The 22,385-nt window shown below is 35.6% G+C and carries 12 protein-coding genes and 1 tRNA gene; 6 read left to right on the forward strand and 7 right to left on the reverse strand.

Annotation, left to right across the window (positions count from 1 at the left end):
* Positions 1-23: 23 nt before the first annotated feature.
* From argS to WCP76_RS05120, 3 genes are all read left to right on the forward strand, one after another.
* Complete coding sequence (argS, locus tag WCP76_RS05110) at positions 24-1,781, forward strand: arginine--tRNA ligase (RefSeq protein WP_336294610.1); 1,758 nt, start codon at positions 24-26, stop codon at positions 1,779-1,781.
* Between the two features lie 155 nt (positions 1,782-1,936).
* Positions 1,937-4,438, forward strand: coding sequence for an SPOR domain-containing protein (locus tag WCP76_RS05115; protein ID WP_336294611.1), 2,502 nt, complete (start codon positions 1,937-1,939; stop codon positions 4,436-4,438).
* A gap of 744 nt (positions 4,439-5,182) precedes the next feature.
* Positions 5,183-6,289, forward strand: a complete 1,107-nt coding sequence (locus WCP76_RS05120; protein WP_336294612.1) for a branched-chain amino acid aminotransferase — start codon at positions 5,183-5,185, stop codon at positions 6,287-6,289.
* 128 nt (positions 6,290-6,417) lie between these two features.
* On the opposite strand, the gene glpX is transcribed toward WCP76_RS05120, so the two are convergent.
* Positions 6,418-7,404 carry a class II fructose-bisphosphatase gene (gene glpX / locus WCP76_RS05125; RefSeq protein ID WP_336294613.1) on the reverse strand — a complete coding sequence of 329 codons (987 nt, stop codon included), beginning with the start codon at positions 7,402-7,404 and terminating at the stop codon, positions 6,418-6,420.
* 1,857 nt (positions 7,405-9,261) lie between these two features.
* On the opposite strand from glpX, the gene WCP76_RS05130 reads away from it, so the two are divergent.
* From WCP76_RS05130 to WCP76_RS05140, 3 genes are all read left to right on the forward strand, one after another.
* A tRNA-Glu gene (locus WCP76_RS05130) sits at positions 9,262-9,336 on the forward strand.
* A 1,899-nt stretch (positions 9,337-11,235) separates the two neighbouring features.
* The gene (locus WCP76_RS05135) at positions 11,236-12,450 is read left to right on the forward strand and encodes an NADP-dependent isocitrate dehydrogenase (protein ID WP_336294614.1); all 1,215 of its coding nucleotides are present in this window, start codon (positions 11,236-11,238) and stop codon (positions 12,448-12,450) included.
* 122 nt (positions 12,451-12,572) lie between these two features.
* Complete coding sequence (locus WCP76_RS05140) at positions 12,573-13,991, forward strand: MFS transporter (RefSeq protein WP_336294615.1); 1,419 nt, start codon at positions 12,573-12,575, stop codon at positions 13,989-13,991.
* Between the two features lie 51 nt (positions 13,992-14,042).
* On the opposite strand, the gene WCP76_RS05145 is transcribed toward WCP76_RS05140, so the two are convergent.
* The 6 genes from WCP76_RS05145 to gyrA all read right to left on the reverse strand — a co-directional run bounded on the left by WCP76_RS05145 (position 14,043) and on the right by gyrA (position 22,180).
* Positions 14,043-15,251, reverse strand: coding sequence for an MFS transporter (locus tag WCP76_RS05145; RefSeq protein WP_336294616.1), 1,209 nt, complete (start codon positions 15,249-15,251; stop codon positions 14,043-14,045).
* Positions 15,252-15,797: 546 nt separating this feature from the next.
* Positions 15,798-16,916 carry a tRNA guanosine(34) transglycosylase Tgt gene (tgt, locus tag WCP76_RS05150; RefSeq protein WP_336294657.1) on the reverse strand — a complete coding sequence of 373 codons (1,119 nt, stop codon included), beginning with the start codon at positions 16,914-16,916 and terminating at the stop codon, positions 15,798-15,800.
* Positions 16,917-17,764: 848 nt separating this feature from the next.
* Positions 17,765-18,277: a peptidylprolyl isomerase gene (locus WCP76_RS05155; protein ID WP_336294617.1), complete on the reverse strand. Its 513-nt coding sequence runs from the start codon at positions 18,275-18,277 to the stop codon at positions 17,765-17,767.
* Positions 18,278-18,291: 14 nt separating this feature from the next.
* On the reverse strand, positions 18,292-18,867 hold the full coding sequence (locus tag WCP76_RS05160; RefSeq protein ID WP_336294618.1) for a peptidylprolyl isomerase: 576 nt from the start codon (positions 18,865-18,867) through the stop codon (positions 18,292-18,294).
* On the reverse strand, positions 18,857-19,378 hold the full coding sequence (gene coaD / locus WCP76_RS05165) for a pantetheine-phosphate adenylyltransferase (RefSeq protein ID WP_336294619.1): 522 nt from the start codon (positions 19,376-19,378) through the stop codon (positions 18,857-18,859). The genes WCP76_RS05160 and coaD overlap by 11 nt, the downstream gene beginning before the upstream one ends.
* 15 nt (positions 19,379-19,393) lie before the next feature.
* On the reverse strand, positions 19,394-22,180 hold the full coding sequence (gyrA, locus tag WCP76_RS05170; protein WP_336294620.1) for a DNA gyrase subunit A: 2,787 nt from the start codon (positions 22,178-22,180) through the stop codon (positions 19,394-19,396).
* Between the last annotated feature and the right edge of the window lie 205 nt (positions 22,181-22,385).

Consider the following 22,385-nt stretch of genomic DNA (forward strand, 5'->3'; position numbering starts at 1 on the left):
GAATACTGTGATGGAAGCTGAATATGAATGTCTTTAAAAACTTCGAGAAAAAAATTAAAAAATCATTAGAACTATTGGATATAAAAGGGGAAAGTTGGAAAAATATAGATTTATCTAAAATCACCGTTGATCCCCCGCGCGATTCTTCACATGGTCATTTATCAACTAATGCTGCTATGGTACTGGCAAAATCTATCGGCTTGAATCCACGTACACTTGCAGAAAAAATCATAAAACTTCTCAAAAATGACCCCTTCATAGAGAGTATTGACATTGCAGGTCCTGGTTTTATCAATATTGTGTTTACAAAATCATTTTGGCAAAATGCAATAAAATCCATGCTTGAATTGGGTACCTCATATGGTCGTACTCCAATGGGACAGGGAAAACGCATAAATGTTGAATATGTATCAGCAAATCCGACAGGACCAATGCATGTAGGACATTGCCGAGGTGCCGTTGTTGGAGATGTTCTTTCCAATTTGCTGCAGTTTGTTGGTTATGACATTACAAAAGAATATTACATCAATGATGCCGGTAAGCAAATCAAAATACTCGCTCACTCGGTGCTATTGCGTTATCGCGAAGCTCTTGGCGAAAAAATTAACGAAATTCCAGAAGGACTCTATCCTGGTGAATACTTAATACCTTTGGGTCAAGAACTTGCTCAAGAGTTCGGAGATCAATTACTCACTATGGATAAAGATGAAGCTTTATCTATCGTGAAGGAACATGCAATTCATGCAATGATGTCAATGATTCGTAAAGATTTGGCCGCCCTTAATATTTACCATGATATCTTTTTCTCTGAGCGAATGCTTTATGCAGATAATGCTCTCGCTATCCGAAATACAATTAATGACCTCACTTTAAATGGTTATATCTACAAAGGAAAGCTCCCACCACCAAAAGGACAAAATACAGAAGACTGGGAACCAAGCGAGCAAACTTTGTTTCGCTCAACTGATGTTGGAGATGACCAAGACCGCGTTTTAGTTAAATCTGACGGCTCTTACACCTATTTTGCTGCTGATGTTGCTTATTTTCGAGATAAATTCAATCGCCATTTTGACGAAATGATTTATATTCTTGGTGCAGATCACGCTGGTTATGTAAAACGACTAGAAGCGATGGCAAAAGCAATTTCAGGTGATAAAGCCAAATTGAGCGTCTTTTTATGTCAATTAGTAAAACTCTTTCGCAACGGTCAACCCGTACGCATGTCAAAAAGAGCAGGATTATTTGTCACTTTACGTGATGTTGTAGAAGAAGTAGGCCGTGATCCAGTACGTTTTATGATGTTGTACCGTAAGTGCGAAGCACCTCTTGATTTTGATTTTACAAAAGTAACAGAACAATCAAAAGATAACCCTATCTTTTATGTACAATATGCAAGTGCACGTTGTCACTCCGTTTTTCGTCAAGCAAAAGAAATCCTCCATATAGAAAATCTTTCAAATGACACAATGATTGCACATCTGAACCGATTAACAAACGATAGCGAAATATCCTTAATACGCAAACTTTCTGAATATCCACGTATCATTGAACAGGCCGTAGTTCATAAAGAGCCACATCGGTTAGCATTTTATCTTTACGACCTTGCTTCCAACTTTCATGCCCATTGGAATAAAGGAAGTGATAATTTTGCTTTACGTTTTATTCAACCCGATGATAAGGAACTATCACTAGCAAGATTGGGGTTAGTACAAGCTATCATGAATATTTTATCATCAGGACTTACAATTGTTGGAGTTGAAGCACCAACAGAAATGCGTTGAAAAAGTTCTATAAATACATAAAATAAGTACTTTAATTGATGAACTTTTGCATATATCCCTTTGTGGAAAGGAGGAGAATTTATAGTTTTAAAATATAATAAATCAAAATTAACCACTTATTGCACGCAGATGCAGGTCACCATGTGAGAAAAGCTATGAGCGATAACGATCGCAAAAATCCGTACGAAATGAAACAAGATCATGAACATCGTGATTCGTTGGAGAAACTTACACGAACTTTTAATTCGAATAGACAAAACAGAGATCAAAACGATCAATCTTCCTTGCAGACTGATCGATCAATGCCGCATCCCCAAGAAATTTCATCCCATGATGATTTTGATTTGTCCTTTCTAGAAGCGGAGTTCGAAAGCAATTTAACGAACGACATGGTATTTGATGATCAAGAGAAACAATGGAATTCACAAACAATCAGCGATGAACCTGCTCAATATATCCCGCCAATAACTCCTTTCCCCTCTTCAGAACAAAATAGTTCTTTTGCCGAAGAAAGAAATTCTTCACCTATGAGCCATGATGAAGAACAAATTTTAGACGCACTTTCCCCATTACCTATTCAAAAAAGCCAATCACCTCAAAGCAGAACTGCAAAAGTCAATGCTAATTCTTTATTTGAAAAAAGTACTTTTAATGCACAATCAGAAGATCCCTTTTTAAGTAAAACTAATAAACAAGGCAGCAATAAAAATACTCAACAACAGGCTGAGCAATATAACCGCTTTTCACAAACAGTTTTACAACAAGAAAACGTCTTGAATGTACAACAAAATTATGGCGATAATAAAAACTTTTACGAAAATCCAGTAAACCGTCCATATAAAGTTTCAGCAGATCAAGAAAATTGGGTTGAAGGATATTATGGTGATACCTTTCCCTCCTCTACAGAGAAAAACATGTTTTCATCAGCTTCTGAGCTTATTTCAAGGGAAGAAAACACTGTAAAAGATGAAACAACAAGTGATTTTCCATCAACTTTAGATTCAACACAAGCTAACAAACAGTCTGATTTAAAAGATTTTTGGGGAGAAGGGTACAATAGCAACCCTCCAAAATTTTATGAAGAAAAAACCTCTGTGCAAGAAGCTTATACTGAAAAAAGTTCAAAATATCACAACGCTCCAACACAATACATCAATAATTTTGAAAATATCTCTGATACAAGCAATGCAAAAGAATTCCCAGTTGATCGAGATACTTTAAATGATATACAGCACTCATCAAAGAGCCTTAACACGAAACAAAAAGATAGTTTTTTTACTAACCATAACTATACGTACAGGAATACCCCTCCTCCAAATGTTTATACTGATAAATTCGCAGAGGAAATTGTAGAAAAAACGGGACCAATTATGGTTCCTGAAGTTCCGTATGAAGCTCCAGAGTATAATGTACAGACCGATGGTTTAAAAGAAGAGTTTGCTGATGTACTGAATGTAGGAAATGTTCCAGCAGAAAATTTTTCGCATCAACCACAACACAATGAAATTTTCAATGAAATCTTTCATAACACCACAAAACAACCTAGAGAAAATGTATATTCAAATTTCGAAAATCAAAATGCCAATTATTTCCCCACTGATAATATAAGGTATGATTCCTCTTCTTTTCCCGAGAAATCATTGTACAGAGGAGCTGCTGAAATCCCCACTCATATATCAGCCATCTCTTCCCTAAAAAATTTTGTTGTTGGTAAAACTCGTTCCAAAAATATTGTTCTTCTTGTCGTAATAGCAATTGGTATTGCCACTTATTCTCATTTTTTTGTGCCATCACAAAAAAATGCGACCGCACCCATTATCCGCGCTGATAATACACCTTTCAAATTCAAACAAGAAACAACAGAAACGAAAAACGATCTTGCACATAATTTATATATTTATAAACAAAATGGGAAACAGGAAAATACGCAAAAATTTCTCATTGATAATTCTGAGCAGCCTGAAGACTTACCAGAGTCAAATCAACAAATTTCATCATCTTCCCATGATGAATCTGACGTTGAAGACGTAGTAATAGAAGCCACCAATCACACCATTCCAACACGAGAAGTACAAACTGTTGTTGTAAACGAAGATGGTACATTTTCACTGGTGCCAATGCATCACACAGATAAGGAAACTTCTAATAGTCAAGAAAAAATAATTGATCAAACCGATTTAGATAAACTTGAAGATTCGTCCCCTGTTTTTTCACAAGATTCCGATCTAGATAACGAAGAAACAGAAAATAATTTAACGAATGATATTGATAATATAATAACTAAAAACACTGCTAATTCTAATATCGAAAAGAAAGTTATCCCTATTCCTTCACAAGCAGAGAGAAATTCAAGGATACAAACACATGCAGCTTCTCGTCCAACAGAATCGAATCGAATAGCCGCACAAAATACAGAAATTTATTACGTCCAACTTGCATCTCAACCAACTCATGTATTGGCTAGAGATTCTTTGAGAAATATGAAGTTCAGATTTGGATTCCTTATAGGAGACCGTCCTTTAAATATTCATTCTGCTTTTATACCAGGAAAAGGAACCTATTATCGTGTTCGTATTCAAATGCAAAACCGAAATAAAGCTATAGCCCTTTGTGAAAATATCAAAGGTTTTGGTGGAAACTGCTTTGTCACACGTTAAATAGAAATATAACAATTTTGACAATAGTTGCAATATTTTACTCTGATACAAATTCATTAGCTTATCGATTACATATGAAAGTTAAAATCATATTATTTTTTTGCTCATACATTTGAGATGACTTTACTCCTTAAACTATGCCTAATTGGATTTTTTTGTCTGAAGAGTTATACTTCTGGAATAAATGTGAAATCGCACGTTTATAGATATCAGGTACCTAAGATGGCGAATTTAACTCTTTTTTCGGACTTGATTATGCTACCAGTTTATTCTGTAATGTTACAATGGAATATACGTTTAGAGAATTTTTTAAAAATATCGCTAGAAACAAAATAATAAGGATCGCAAGAAGGATAGAAAAGATACCTCAAACAATTGAATTTTTATGCACGATCTTTCTTTCTCTTGAATTATAAATTTTTTAATAATTTATAATTTTTATCAATTATAGAAAATTTCTTTTTTCAATTCCTTATCCTTAAGTTATCTAAAAGTTATGGATATAAAGAATTATTTAAATACCTATTTTGAAAATGTTCGATATATAAAAAAATTAAAAATAACCCAATAAAATCCAGTAAAGAGATCATACAAACAAATTCGAAAAATGCCCAAAAAAGTCTTTTCTTTAAATTTAAGCATAAGCCATTGACACAAAGAGTTTTTTTATCATAGATTTATGATAATATCATAATTTTATTATAAAAATACATAGATATAAAACATACCTTAAAGGTTTTCCTCATGAAATCTCCAATAACATCACTTCCGTTTAAAATAGAAAAACATCCATCACCTCTATCAGACGAGAAGCGTGAAGAAATTTTAAAAAGTCCTGGTTTTGGTCAGTTTTTTACAGATCATATGTGCACCATCCAATGGACGAAAGCCAAAGGTTGGCATAATGCCGTCATTTCTCAATACAAATCTTTAGAGATTAACCCAGCAAGTACCGTTTTACATTATGCACAAGAAATTTTTGAGGGTTTAAAAGCATATCGTGCAAAAGATGGCCGCATTTTATTATTCCGCCCTGATGCCAACGCACAACGTTTTACAGAGTCGGCACAACGGCTAGCTATGCCAGAGTTACCAAAAGATATATTTTTAGATGCAGTCAATCAATTGGTAAAGATTGATCAAAAATGGGTTTCTAATCTTCCCAACGCTAGCCTCTACATACGCCCATTCATGTTTGGCAATGAACCCCTCTTAAAGGTTCATCCTTCTCAAGAATGTCTTTTTTGTATTATAGCGTCTCCAGTTGAAGCATATTTTGAAGGGAAAGAAAAATCTGTTAGCGTATGGATCGAAACAGATTATAGTCGCGCTGGTCCAGGTGGCACAGGAGCAGCCAAATGTGGTGGAAATTATGCAGCAAGTTTACTTGCACAAAACAGTGCAATACAAAATAATTGTAGCCAAGTGCTTTTCCTTGATATGGTAGAACATAAGTGGGTCGAAGAGCTCGGTGGTATGAATGTTTGCTTCATTATGGAAAATAATACACTCATAACACCCGCACTTAATGGCACCATCCTTCCAGGAATAACACGTCATTCAATTTTACAATTAGCAAAGCAAATGGGCTTAAAGATAGAAGAGCGTCCTTATTCTTTTGAATCGCTCAAAGAAGACGCACTAAGTGGTCACCTTAAAGAAGTCTTTGCGTGCGGTACGGCAGCCGTTATCACACCAATTGGTCGTTTTAAATACAAAAATGGTGAGTTTGTTATTGGAAATGAAATGATTGGTAAGGTAACAAAACAACTTCATACACAACTTGTTGACCTCCAAAGAGGCAATATAGAAGACGAAAATGGTTGGGTGCATTCTGTCCAGCTCTCATAACAATGAAAGATATTTCTTAGTTATCTTTCATTGCTTCTGCGGATATATCTTTTAAATGCTTTTATGGAGATGTATTCTCCATAAAAATGTTCTTTTATCTTTTAATAACAAAGCGAAAAAAGAATGTATTACTTAAATTTTGAAAAGTATTTATGCTGTGCTTTAATATTACGAACTGTACCAGTATATGAACGCATCACAAGAGTTTCCGTCTGAATATAATGAGAAGTAAATTTAACACCAGAAAGTATATTGCCATCCGTTACGCCTGTTGCAGCAAATAAAACATCACCCCTTACCATTTCTTCTATTGTGTAGGCTTTACTGGGATTATCAATCCCCATTTTAGCTGCGCGTGCAATTTTTTCTTCTGTGTCAAGTTGCAAACGCCCTTGCATCTGCCCACCAATACAGCGTAAGGCTGCAGCCGCTAATACGCCCTCTGGGGCCCCACCAATCCCCATGTAGATATCAATACCCGTTTCATTTGAGTTAGTTGTGTCAATAACAGCTGCAACATCCCCATCACCAATTAAACGGATTGATGCACCCGTTGCTCGCACTTCATCAATCAGTTTTTCATGGCGAGGTCTATCCATAATACAGACACCAATCTGATTAACAAAAACTCCTTTAGCTTTTGCAAGGGCGTGAATATTATCGGCAGGAGAAGCGTCTATATCAACAACCCCTGTGGGATAACCAGGACCAATCGCAATTTTTTTCATATAAACATCAGGAGCATAAAGTAAGTTACCCTTTTCAGAAATTGCAATCACAGCTAAGGAGTTAGCAAGATTTTTAGCACAAACTGTTGTTCCCTCAAGCGGATCAAGTGCAATATCAATTTCCAGTCCATTTTGAAGACCAACTTTCTCTCCAATATAAAGCATAGGAGCTTCATCGCGTTCACCTTCACCAATCACCACTGTACCATAGACAGGTAATCGATTAAGTTCCTGACGCATCGCATCTACAGCAGCTTGATCAGCAGCTTTTTCATCACCACGTCCGCGCCAACGTGCAGCTGCAACGGCAGCACGCTCAGTTACACGTACTAATTCAAGTGTGAGAATACGATCAAGTCCATTTAAAGTCTTCTGAGTTGTAAGCATATAAAAAATCCTACTGAATGAGCACTAAAAAAAATCTTAGCGTTTATTGCCAAGCATTAAGAAGAAAGCATTAGGAAAAGACGAGTACTTTTCAAAAAAGAAAAATATCCCCTGATCCTCCATTTCTTTGCCATTATAAATCAATTATCAATTCTATCGCATATGTTCCATACAAATGCATCAAAATGTGTAACAAGAGAACTAGCTTTTTTAGTTCCTGAAGATTCTCATCAAATATTCACCTCTGTTGTTTCATATTTTATAAAAATGATTGTTTTTATAACCTTACCTTTGCTAAAAAGCTTTTGAACAGTCAATGTTGATAAAATATGATTACCATCCATATATCTTGCAGTCAGAAAAAACATCCACATAATCATGAACATTCAAATAAATGATATCCCCCCTTGTAGGATGAAAATTAAGTGCTATTTATGAGAAAAAAGCTTCAATGCTGCACTTCTTCAAACAGCTATATACTAAAAACAATAATTCACCTAATAAATCATTTTGAATAAAAACAGCACTTGTTACGCCGTGTATCTGAGCATTTTTGATATTGTTGGATAAAAATGTTTTTCGATTTCAGAACCTATTTTTAATGCAATCCTTAAAAATTTAATTTGATAACCCTATTTATTCGATGCACGGAGATCATTCTGCAAAATATTTCTATTCCTTACAACCTAGATATCATCGAACAAGACCGCTATTCTTAAATGCCAAATTTTGTCAATAAAACTAATGAATGAACAGTATCATTTCTAGTAATATCAAAAGTTGGATCAGATTTAGCATAATCAAATCTTTGTGTATCTGCCAAAAAATTTGTAACTGAAAGATCACCTGTAACTAGTATGCTAACATATATAATTGCAAATTTCACTCAGAACACCATAAATCCATGATATAAGATTCCCAAAAATTATTTTCCCATTCCTTGATGAAACAAGATTTTCTCCCGCAACAGCAGCTTCAAAATCAAGAAAACGCCTTCTTTTTTCCCCTGATAAAATATAAGACATACAAGGAATCTCTGGAATTTATAAAATCAACAATATGTATTATGATATAGGTAAAGTGCTTACAAGAAATCTGTATAGAATTTTTTAAATAATGACAGAGGTTTAGGAAAGACTGTTAGTATCTTAAAATTTGTATGTAATGCTTATAGATACAAAAAAATAAACAAGCAAAAGCTTAGATATGCAATTAATTAATACTCTTAAACTCCGCATAATCTTATAAAAAATACCCTTTCTTAATGTCAAAACAATAATTTTAACATAATATATATCCGAAAAATGTATGAAAATACAATTATCTGGGAAAATGAGAGCGTATTAGTATTAAAAAAAATTATGCGATTATATAATAAATGGCCATGTTTATTATGTTTTTCTTGAAGTTAAAAAGACATATGGAACCTTTTTTAAAAAGTGTGAATAAATTGTTAATAATATAAATCATTCTATTATATTAGATGATTCATTAAGACATACATAAATGAACGAAATGGCAAAAAACATAAAGCCTATCATTCTCCGCATCATTTTTTTGTTTCTATTAATATTTGTTATTCTGTTTCAGTAAACTACCCTGTAGAGACTCCTAAATTTATTAAAAATCTTGAATCCATCATTTTTTTCCGTAAAAGCTTTTTGAGCAAATACAGACAGATTTTACTCCACACAAATCCCGTAATGATAAGTAAAAAAACAGCTTGCTCATTAAAAAATAATTCAAACAAGAACAAGATCTTTAAAAATAACTCAATAAAATGCATTTTTTTAAAAAAAATCACGTATGGGGCTTGCGAAGTAAAAAGATCCTCTCTATAAGCCTCATCAGTGGTTTGCGCCCATCGTCTAGCGGTTAGGACGCCGCCCTTTCACGGCGGAAACAGGGGTTCGATTCCCCTTGGGCGTACCATTATCCTTTTTATAATATTTAACACTTTGACTGCATGTATCTTTTTTCAAGGTTCGGGATACATGAATAAAGGTAGGGAGACAGTTTTTTAAAATGCTCCTTTACGCAACTGTCTTTTAAGCTAACTCCTCCCCCTAACTTTTAAAATTGTAGTGCACTTTAAGTGTAATAATAAATCTCTTCACGCTAGCTCGATATGTACCACATTGTAGTACAATTAAAATAAGAGATGTATAAGAAATAGGAAAAATTTAAGCACGCATACCTGATGGAATTTAAGAGATTGTATAATACAGTTATCAAATCTACGAACTTGACTATATCAGGAGCAGTACACATGTTTATAACAAAAATTGCTAAAAGTGATCTTTACTGCTCGATACATTCCAATAAAATCCAGAAAAATTAAAAACTATCAAAGATGCTGAAATGAGATGAGCCTAACATACATCATTGGACAGTTTGCAAAACATTATTCGCAATAATAAAGCCAAAGAGTGTAAGCATATAAAATGATTTTAAGTCAGTTATACGGGAAAGCGTATATATTATTTCTTTTAGGTGTGATCTAAAATATGAAAATAAAAATAGATATAGCCAATACATTAACACGGATTTTCCTTTTTAATCAAAAAATTAAGGAAAGATAAGCCATTAAAGCTACATTGACAAAATCATGTACTAACAGATTAATGACGTGACTGTCGTGATTACCATATAACGCTGGATTTAGTTTTATCTATTAAAAACCAGCTGACAGAACACTAAAACTTTTATGACTTATTTATATTCTGAAATGCATTTGTGATTATGCCTTCAGTTCACCATAAAAAGAATTTTGCGGAGTTTTTTTCTATGACACTTATTCAACTCTTTGGAGACATTTCTTTAAATACGTAAAAATATCATTTATTGCTTCTATGAATTACGTGAAATAAAGGATCAAAAAAAATAAAGAACGCTATCTATTTCATAAAACTAAATATTGCTTTCACGCTAATATTTTAAAACTCGCGCATCTTAAAATCCTTAATTCGTATTAATGGGTTTATTCATTTTAAATTTGATAATACTCATCTGTTTTTATTTTCAGCGGCGAATTTTATCTCAAAAAACTTTTTAATCATTCTTTAAAATGCAGATCTAATCTAATATAAAATAATTCACAATTTCTGCTAATTTTCTACTACTTCAATATTCTTCCCTATTCTTCAAATACCATCAAAATCTTTTCAAACTCTTGTTTCTAAACAAGCGTTAAGAGAATGTTTGATCATACATATTGACCATAAGGTGAAGACTTCAAAATATGGAATTCTTCTATAGTGTTATTTCTTAATAACGAATTTATATGTCATATCAACGCATATATCTATTATTTTTTTAGCTAAACTGGATTCAGTCCTTGCTGAGTTTCTTCTAGCTAAAAATAACTTTAAGTCTTTCTACGATATCTTAAAACTAACTCAGACCTTGGCTTATCTTGTATACCACTTTCCTGATTACAGCTCCTTATACATCATATTTGATTTTTATCTCAACAAACAGCTCACCACTTTAGAGTTGAAACTGAATACAATATCTTTAAAAATCATAACTAACATGATTAATATAAATTTATTAAACAATTAAATTGGATATCTCCTAAAAGTAAATCTCCTCTTTATAAATTTCATTTGTTTTTTTATTATGTAAGCTTTTCATCAGCTATATATTGATCGTCATTAAGAATATAATGATTTTTTACACGTTAGTTTCTCAATAAAATTGACATATTATATGATGCTATATCTTACTAGGTATCATACTTGTATGCTCTTTTATTATTTCTGTTTTTACTTTTCATCACAAGCCTAAAAGTGTTATAAAATGATCTCACTTAGATAAAAAGGACTTCTAATGATAAAGATAAAAGTGGAAAACCCTGTTGTTGAAATCGATGGGGATGAAATGACTCGCATCATTTGGAAATATATCAAAGATAAATTAATCCACCCCTACCTCGAGATTGATCTCAAATATTACGACCTTTCAGTCGAAAATAGAGACGCAACTGATGATCAAGTAACGATCGATTCTGCAAATGCTATCAAAAAGTATGGGGTCGGTATAAAATGCGCAACTATCACCCCTGATGAATCACGTGTTAAAGAGTTTAATCTTAAAAAAATGTGGAAATCACCTAATGGTACGATCCGCAATATTTTAGGAGGAGTTATTTTTCGTGAGCCTATTATCTGCAAAAATGTCCCACGTCTCGTTCCTAATTGGACCAAGCCAATTATTATCGGACGTCATGCTTTTGGCGACCAATATAAGGCAACTGATTTCAAGTTTCCCGGCAAAGGCAAGTTAAGCATTAAATTTGTTGGCGATGACAATAAAATTATCGAACATGATGTTTTTGATGCCCCGAGTGCGGGAGTTGCTATGGCTATGTATAATCTTGAAGAATCAATTCGTGACTTTGCCCGCGCATCTTTTAATTATGGATTACAACGCAATGTTCCAGTCTATCTTTCAACAAAAAACACCATTCTCAAAACTTATGATGGCCGTTTTAAAGAAATATTTCAAGAAACATTTGATTTGGAATTTAAAGCTGAATTTGAAAGCCGTAAATTACATTACGAACATCGCCTAATCGATGATATGGTTGCTTCTGCACTTAAATGGTCAGGTGGTTACGTATGGGCTTGTAAAAACTATGATGGTGATGTTCAGTCTGATATCGTTGCCCAAGGCTTCGGTTCCCTTGGTCTTATGACTTCTGTTCTTATGACACCAGATGGTAAAATTGTTGAGGCAGAAGCGGCACACGGAACAGTAACACGTCATTACCGTCAACATCAAAGAAATGAGGAAACATCAACAAATTCTATTGCGTCTATTTTTGCATGGACACGTGGGCTTGCACACCGTGCAAAATTGGATAAGAATGAAAAATTAAAAAGCTTTGTCACGACGTTAGAAGAAGTTTGTATCAAAACCGTTGAAGAAGGTTTTATGACAAAAGACCTCGCTCTTTTGATTGGACCTAAACAAAAATGGCTTTCTACAACAGGTTTCCTCGATAAAATTGATGAAAATCTCAAAAAGGCAATGAAGCATTAAGTTATAACTTAATTAAATTCTAAAGCTCTGCGAAAGGAGAGCTTTGAATCTTCTCTTGGCAAATCCAAATGACTGCCTTATAAATACTAAAGAGGTCAATTCTTTAACTAAATAGCAAAAAAGTGGAAAAACAACGCTGGTCTGCACTTTTACGGGGCAAAAACGGTATTCGTTTTTTAACGTTTACCGGTGGTGTGATGTTACATGCCACAAACGTTTATATTGTTATTACTATTTTACCCTCTCTAATAAATGATATTGGCAGTGAGGTGTACTATTCTTGGGTAGCTACTGTTTTTATTACAGCATCACTCCTTGGCACTTCACTAGCAACAGCAATATTAGGAAAAATAGGTCCACGTAAAGCTTATGTCGTCTCTGGTTTCATCTTTACCATTGGAACCTTTGTGTGCAGTATTGCATCAACTATGCCGTTATTTTTAATAGGACGCTTTATTCAAGGATTTGGAAGTGGTTCTTTGCTATCCTTATCCTATTCTATGGTACGTATTATTTTCAATCCACCATTATGGCCGTATGCATTAAGTGTTATCTCTGGAGTATGGGGAATATCAACCCTGTTAGGGCCAGCTATTGGTGGTATCTCAATACAATATGGTGGATGGAGGGCATCTTTTTTGGTTATTGGCGCGTTAGCAATAATTCTTTTACTCGTAGCTCTTAAAATTTTACCAAAAGAAAATAAAAATTATATTCCAACATCCCCACTCCCCTTTGCACAACTCCTTATACTCATCTTACTAATTTTTATCGTTTCTGCGGGGGGAACTATGGATACTACTATTGCAAAAATCTGCGGACTATTGACCGGATTGAGTCTTTTCTTCATTCTCGCAAAGATCGAAACGTCCACACCCTATCCCATGCTACCACGAAACTCTTTTTCCTTCACTTCTGAGTTTTTTCCTGTTTACGCATTGATGCTCACCATGACTATAGTAGTGTGTAGTATCGAGCTTTATTTTCCACTTTTTCTTCAAGAGATTCATAGACAAGATCCACTTAGTGCTGGTTATATGACTGCCCTCATGAGCCTCGGTTGGACGTGTGGTGCCTTATCAAGTGCCGGCGTATCCACAAAAAAAATTCGCAGTATTATTGTGTATTCTCCCATATTAAATTTATTAGGCATAGGAATTCTTTTGTGGTTTATTCCAATAGAAGTTTCCACATCTAGGCATATTTTTATCATTTGCTTTGCATTATTTTCTATCGGGGTTAGTGCCGGCAGAGCATGGCCACATTTGTTAACACGGATATTACAATGTGCAAACGATGAAGACGCTCTACGTGCTAGCGAATCACTTACCTCTGTACAGCTATTTTCAGCTGCGTTAAGCGCGACGCTTGCAGGAACAGTCACCAATCTTGCTGGCCTCTTTAACCCTGGAGGAATGGTAGGAATAATTTTAGCCGCCAAAACTCTTCTTGCAGCACTTATTAGCCTCTTGTTTTGTCTTGCTATTCCATTTGCTATACGTGTTTCCTATAACATATTCAAAAATCCAATAGGACAATAAAATGCTAAATAAACAAAAAAGTATTTTTTCCCCCAATAACAAAAGGAAATATTAATCACACTTTTCCGCATACCATGAGAAGCAAAAAATTAGTAATCCACACAAAGTTAGAACACCACCAAGAACAGAAGTATATTCATAACTATAGCCCAAATTCAAAATCCATGCTCCAGATTCTGCTCCAAGAGCATTTGCGATATTAAAAGCAGATTGCATTAATGCTCCCGCCAAAATCTGTCCATGTAAAGCAACATCCATGACTTTTGTTTGTATAGAAGGCATAGCTGCAAAAGAAGTACCAACAAAAAAGCATCCTAATACTGCCGTTAACGGAGCATGGGATAAAAAGAAAAAAAGAAAAAAAACAAATGTACTCCAAAGCATAGAAAAAAATATCATTGGTGAAAGACCAACTTTAACTGCAAATTTAGGACCCAAAAGATTACCTGCCACCATTCCTAATCCAACGAATGGCATAATAAATGGCACACAATCAAGCGAAACACCAGAAATCTGCACTAACGTTGACTTAATATAAGTGAAAACAGAAAATAATCCTGATGATCCAACAGAAACCATCGCCAAAAGAAACCACACCTGTTTTTGCTTTAACGCATCCAGTTCACGTAAAGGGCTTGTTTTTGGAATATTTAAACCAGAAGGCAAAAACTTCCAAATAAGCAAACAACACAATAAAGCAACAGAACCTACAAGGATAAAAGCAATCTGCCACCCAAAAAGTTGACCAATCCAAGTCGCGCTTGGTGCTCCCAAAACAGTTGCAATTGTTAAACCAAGCATAACATGCCCAACAGCTTTGGAACGTTCATTCATTTTTACCATTGAAGCCGCAACTATAGCCGCAAGCCCAAAATAGATGCCATGTGGGAAACCACTGATAAATCGCAATGCTACTAATATGCCAAAATCAGAAAAAAAAGCACTGACCATATTTGCCACTGCATAAAAAAACATCAATCCTATCAAAACAGTTTTATGTGACAATTTAGCTGTTGCAACAGCTAAAAGAGGTGCTCCAATCACAACACCCATTGCATAAGCAGAAATATATTGACCGGCTGTAGGAATATCAACAGATGAGCTTTGTGCCATCTCCGGCTGTAAACCCATAGCAACAAACTCCGTCGTGCCAATAGAAAAACTGCCCACTGCAAGAGCTAAACTTGCTAAACACCGTGTTCTAAAATTAACTTTGGATGTAAAAACACTTTTTTTATGAAAATTCTTTATCGTCATCATTTCTATTTAGTTGCACTTTAATCTCAAATATCCGTTTTTAAAACCGTATTGCAACTACAATATTTTGTAATTAAATGGAACTTCAATTATTAAATATCATCACCAGATAAAATAAACTCTGCAATTTTAAAGTACTAACCGCTAGCATTTTCAAATTCAAAAAAATTACTCTTATCAAAACTAAGACACCATGCGTTAATTATTTAACGAAAAAAATACAAAACATCCTATAAAAATACAATTTTCATAATTCCTTAAGGGTTTACTAACTCCTCATTAATATTGTTGGTCTAAACAGTCATTAGAAATAGAAACAAACTGTCTTCTCCGGATCAGGTAGTGCGTACCGGAGTGACAGTTTTTGTCTACTCACTCGTACAGCCGCAGAAAGAATATATACCGACAAAACTGTGCATATATCTTTTAGACGAGAAAAAACTTATACTTTTGAAAAGCATTTTTAACTTCACTTTTAGAAAAAATTCTTAATACACAATAACTTAAGCAGCATAAAAAATGAAAGTGCCATGAATTACAGTCAGCACCTTAGCGTCCTTTCGTCCATAAAGCACGTGTTTCAGCACAAAAATCGGTATAACGTCCTTCTTCAATTGCATCACGAATTCCTTGCATAAGCTGCTGATAATAAAAAAGATTATTCCAAGTCAACAACATACCACCAAGAATTTCATCGGATTTAATCAAATGATGCAAATATGCACAACTATAATCATATGCAGCAGGACAAAGTGATTGTGAATCAAGAGGAGACGGATCCTCTGCATAACGCGCATTACGCAAATTAATTTTACCAAAGCGCGTAAAAGCTAAACCATGACGTCCTGCCCGTGTTGGCATAACACAATCAAACATATCAATACCGCGAGCAACGCTTACTAAAATATCATCAGGCGTGCCCACCCCCATTAGATAGCGTGGCTTATCCTCTGGTAATATCAAACAAGTAGTCTCCAACACGGCTACCATAACATGCTGCGGCTCACCAACAGCAAGACCTCCAATAGCATAGCCTCTCAAATCCATCTCTTTTAATACTTGAGCAGACCGTTCACGCAGTTTTAGATTATCACCACCTTGAACGATACCAAACAATGCTTTTCCTGGTTGATCACCAAAAGCTACTTTACAACGCTGCGCCCACCGCAATGAAAGTTCCATAGCAGCTTCTATTTCTTTTTCGCTTGCAGGTAATGCAATACATTGATCCAACTGCATTTGTATATCCGCATTAAGAAGCCCCTGAATTTCTATAGAACGCTCCGGACTCATTTCATGGTAAGCTCCATTAATGTAAGAGCGAAAAATCACACCTTGCTCCCTAATTTTACGAATTCCCGCAAGAGACATAACTTGAAATCCACCGGAATCTGTTAAAATAGGTCCAGACCAACGTGAAAATTTATGTAAACCTCCTAAACGTGCAACACGCTCAGCTCCCGGTCTCAACATTAAATGATAAGTATTACCCAAAATAATATCTGCTCCAAGAGCGCGTAACTGATCCATATACATAGCTTTAACGGTACCTGCCGTTCCAACTGGCATAAATGCAGGTGTGCGAATACACCCACGATCAGTTATAATTTCACCTCGACGCGCATATCCATCTTGAGCAATTTTTCTATAATAAAATGTTTTTATCATCATTCCTAACTTTTCGATTCCATAAACCTGTATTCTATAGAAAGAAAAGGTATATCTCTCTTGTTAAGATCAGCATACATTTTACGGATTGATTTTTGATTTGCTAAATTTAGGTATTATAACCAGTACAAAAATTAAACGAGATAAATAAAGTTTGGCTATCAATTAATCACAATAATAAAAGTGATAATCTATTTTTATAAAAATATTAGAAATTCCTTATAATATATCAAAATATCTATACCGACACGTAATAGTCTTAAATAACTATGAAGACGTTTTTCAATAGGAAAAAGCTTACTTCCATGCACATTTATTTCCAATAATACTTTAGAAAATGGGGAATTGATAAAATCTTTTACCTATATATGGAATGTAAATAATTTCTAGAGTTTTCCAGTAACTCTATAATCCAATTAAAACGATAGTGCATAGCTATACAGCTTTTTTTACAAGTAAAAAGCGCTATACAGTTTTGTATTCAATATCCTAAGTACACTTTGACCAAACAAAAAAATATATACATCGAAAGAACACTTCACCGCCAAAATTGACACCAATAAAATAGCTTATATTATTGAAACTTATATCTTCTCTTCAGCAAAAATTTTTAAATAAGCATTATTATGATGTTAAATTTCTCAATCCTGAACGCAACATCTTATTAGCAAATAATATTAAAAAAAATGGCACACAACATGCCATTAATTCATTGTACCTAAAGTTAACAAAGCCCAATGTGGAGAATAAACATGTAACAGCCGCACCTTCTTATTGACTAAAGCTACAATAATCAGACGGACATATGCTCACTATATGATTTTACAATTTGAACCAATAAAATTGTACTATTTATTATCCGCAGCAACTACAGCTTTGAGAATTACATCAGGATCTACAACAGGCTCACCACGTTTAATTTTATCCACATTCTCCATACCCTCAATAACCTGCCCAAAAATGGAATATTGACGATCAAGCCAAGGTGAATCAGCAAAGCAGATAAAAAATTGCGAATTAGCAGAATTGGGATCCTGACTACGTGCCATAGAAACCACGCCACGTTTATGAGAAAGATTCGAAAATTCAGCTGCTAAATTTGGCTTCTCTGAGCCTCCCATACCAGCACGTGATAAATTGAACTTCTCACCATTCTTTTTTCCAAATTGTACATCCCCAGTTTGAGCCATAAAATTATCAATAACACGATGAAAAATAACATTATCGTAAGCACCTTCACGTGTAAGCTCTTTAATGCGCGTAACATGACCAGGAGCTAAATCAACAAAAAGCTCAATAGCTACTCTACCCTTTGTTGTTTCAAGAATTAAGGTATTTTCTAAATCTTTAATCTCAGCCATACAATTCACCCCTTTCATCTATTATCTTGTAAAGTAGCGGTATTAATAATATCAGGATCTGCTACAGATCCATTATTACTTACAGTGCCTTTTTTAACTTTATCAACAATGTCCATTCCCTTTATGACCTCTCCAACAACAGTATACTGACCGTTTAAAAAAGCAGCGTCATCTAAACAAATAAAGAATTGAGAATTAGCAGAATTTAGATCTTGTGAACGCGCCATCCCCACAGTGCCACGATTAAATGGCTGCTTTGAAAATTCTGCTGGTATATTAGGATAATTTGAACCACCTGTACCAACACGTTTAGGATCAAAATCTATACTTCCCTTTTTTCCAAACTTTACATCACCAGTTTGTGCCATAAAGCCAGGAATAACACGGTGAAATACGACATTGTTATAAGCACCTTCCTTCGTTAATTTCTTGATTCTCTCCACATGTTTTGGAGCTAAATCAGGACGTAAACGAATAATCACATCACCATTTTTGAGAGATAAGACAAGAAGGCTGTAATCACCGGCTACAACATTCAATGAAAAAAAACAAAACAAACATACTAAAATAGAAAAAAATCTAAGATACATAATCATTCTCTCCTGAAGACTGAAACTTCAAGCGCAAAGCTTTAGCAACATATGAAGGTACAAAAGGCGCAACATCACCTCCCATAGAGGCAATCTGACGTACCAATGTGGAAGTTATCGCACGCCCAGAAACACTCGCTGGTAAAAAGATAGTTTGTAATTCAGGAGCCATGATTCCATTCATCCCTGCCATCTGCATTTCATAATCAAGATCAGTACCATCGCGTAATCCACGAATAATAAATGAGGCGCCAATTTCACGAGCCTTATTAATCAAGAGAGTGCTAAATGAAATAACCTGCAATCGATCAGAACCTATGCTTAACAAATTTTTTCCAACTTTTGTAATTAGGTCAGCGCGTTCTTCAAAGCTAAAGAGTGATTTTTTTTTAGCATGTATACCTATAGCCACAATTACTTTATCGGCCAACACCAAACTGCCTTTTAAAACATCAAGGTGACCGTTTGTAAGAGGGTCGAAGGAACCTGCATAAAGAGCAATTTTAGTCATTTTATTTCGCTATCATCAAAATTTCTTATCTTCACTAAAATCAACCGCACCAGTATGTTTTTCACTCTCATCACTTAATTGGCCATCATCATCTTCAGATTCAGAAACACGCTCAACCGATACGACTTTTTCACCTTCAGCTGTATTAAAAATCGTCACACCCTTAGTTGAACGACCAGCTATACGAATACCGTCAACGGGAACACGAATAAGTTGCCCTCCATCTGACACCAACATAATTTGATCTTGTGTCCTCACCGGAAATGCAGCCACCAATTTACCAATCTCAATGGTCTTAGATGGATCTGTCGCGCGAATCCCTTTTCCACCACGTCCTGAAATCCGGAATTCATATGAGGAAGATCGTTTTCCGTAACCAAACTCACTAACCGTTAAAAGCATCTGTTCTCGGGCATGAAGTTCTGCATATCGCTCATCTGTCAACTCTGTTTCAGCCCCCCCACATTCTTCATCAAGAGTTACAATCTCCTCAGCATCTGCACCAACTGCACGCCGTTCGCTAAACACACGTTTAACGTAAGCGGAACGTTCAACAGATGTGGCCTCAACATGCTCTAAGATAGCCATCGAAATAACCTTATCACCGCTATCCAATTTGATACCACGTACCCCTACCGAATTGCGCCCTGCAAAAACACGAACCTCAATAACTGGAAACCTAATACATTGCCCATTAGCTGTTGTTAGAACAACATCATCATGTTCTGTGCAAGTTTCAACAGAAAGAATTTCATCTCCTTCTTCATCAAGTTTCATTGCAATCTTGCCATTACGATTAACTTGAACAAAATCTGATAACTTATTACGACGCACAGTTCCACGCGTCGTTGCAAACATAACATCCAATGCACTCCACCTCGTTTCATCTTCTGGTAAGGGCATAATAGTTGTTATTCGCTCACCTTGCTGCAAAGGAAGCATATTAATGAGAGCTCGCCCACGCGATTGCGGCGTACCAATAGGTAAACGCCAAACTTTTTCCTTATAAACAATTCCACGCGATGAAAAGAAAAGAACCGGGGTGTGTGTATTAGCCACAAACAATCGAGTTACGAAATCCTCATCTTTTGTAGACATACCAGAACGCCCCTTACCACCGCGGCGCTGTGCACGGTACGTCTTAAGAGGAACGCGCTTAATATAACCACTATGGCTAACCGTCACCACCATATCTTCAGGCGCGATCAGATCTTCGTTTTCCACCTCAGCGCTACCAAAACCAAATACAGTACGTCGAGGGCTTGAAAACTCCTCACGAAGAGCTTTTAATTCATCCTTAACAATACCCATGATACGTGAACGCGATGCCAAAATATGAAGATAGTCAGTAATATGCACCCCAATTTTATTCAATTCATCTGCAATTTCATCACGTCCAAGTGCTGTCAACCTTTGTAAACGCAATTCCAAAATAGCACGCGCCTGTTCTTCAGATAAATTATAAGTATTATCCTCATAAATAATATGACGGGGATCATCAATCAGTTTAATCAAAGGTGCCACATCAGCAGCTGGCCAGCACCGCTCCATTAATTTTTCCCGCGCTGTTTGTGGATCAGGAGCTTTGCGAATAAGCGCTATAATTTCATCAATATTGGCAACAGCAATAGCAAGACCAACCAAAACATGTGCACGCTCACGCGCCTTACGCAAAAGATATTTTGTTCGCCTACTTACAACTTCTTCTCGAAAAGAAATAAATGCACGAAGCATATCAAGCAACGTCATCTGCTCAGGTTTTCCCCCATTCAGTGCAACCATATTACAACCAAAGGAAGTTTGCAGCGGCGTATAACGATATAACTGGTTCAAAACAACTTCCGCAACAACATCTTTTTTAAGCTCGATAACGACGCGATATCCATCACGATCAGATTCGTCACGCAAATCAGATATTCCTTCAATGCGTTTACTCCGTACCAATTCGGCTATTTTCTCAACCATCGACGCTTTATTAACTTGATAAGGTATTTCACTCACAATGAGTGCCTGTCGACCAACGCGAATTTCTTCAATATCAACCTTAGCACGCATAGTAATTGAACCACGCCCTGTCGAATAGGCTGAACGAACAGCTGCACGACCAAGGATAATACCACCAGTGGGAAAATCAGGACCAGGAATGATTTCAATTATCTCATCAAGCGTTATACCAGGATTATCAATCAAAGCGATACAACCATCAACAACTTCACCGAGATTATGTGGAGGAATATTGGTTGCCATTCCCACAGCAATCCCACCTGACCCGTTGACCAAAAGATTAGGGAAACGTGCTGGCAAAACTACCGGTTCACGCTCGCGCCCATCATAATTATCCTGAAAATCAACAGTATCTTTATCAATATCAGCTAAAAGCTCTTCCGAAACTTTCTCTAAACGACACTCTGTATAGCGCATCGCCGCAGGTGGATCACCATCAACAGAACCAAAGTTTCCTTGACCATCGATCAATGGATTTCTCAAAGAAAAATCCTGTGCCATACGCACCAACGCGTCATAAATCGAAGCATCACCATGGGGATGGAATTTCCCCATGACCTCACCAACAACCCCTGCAGATTTACGATAAGACTTATTAAAGGATAGCCCCATTTCATTCATAGCATGCAGAATACGCCTATGAACTGGTTTAAGACCATCACGTACATCCGGAAGTGCACGCGAAACGATCACGCTCATCGCATAATCAAGGTAAGAGCGTTGCATTTCATCAATAATACTAACCGGTTCAATGCCGGTTAACACATCGCATTCTTGTGGTGGAGTAAGATCAGTCACAGCTTTAAGACTTTCAAAAAAGAATCAATTCACTTTATTTATATCGAAAAATACACCAAAAAGCCAATTTCTGTCCCAAGAGAGAAAAGAAATTTAACAATAATTTTCAACATGTTATTTATTTATATTAAAATAACATAGCTAAAATGAGCAGAACCTACTTGCTAAACTTTTAAGACCTGGAACAAAAAACAAAAAACAGTAA

This window comes from Bartonella vaga, assembly GCF_037070895.1.
In the GTDB taxonomy this organism is placed as follows: domain Bacteria; phylum Pseudomonadota; class Alphaproteobacteria; order Rhizobiales; family Rhizobiaceae; genus Bartonella.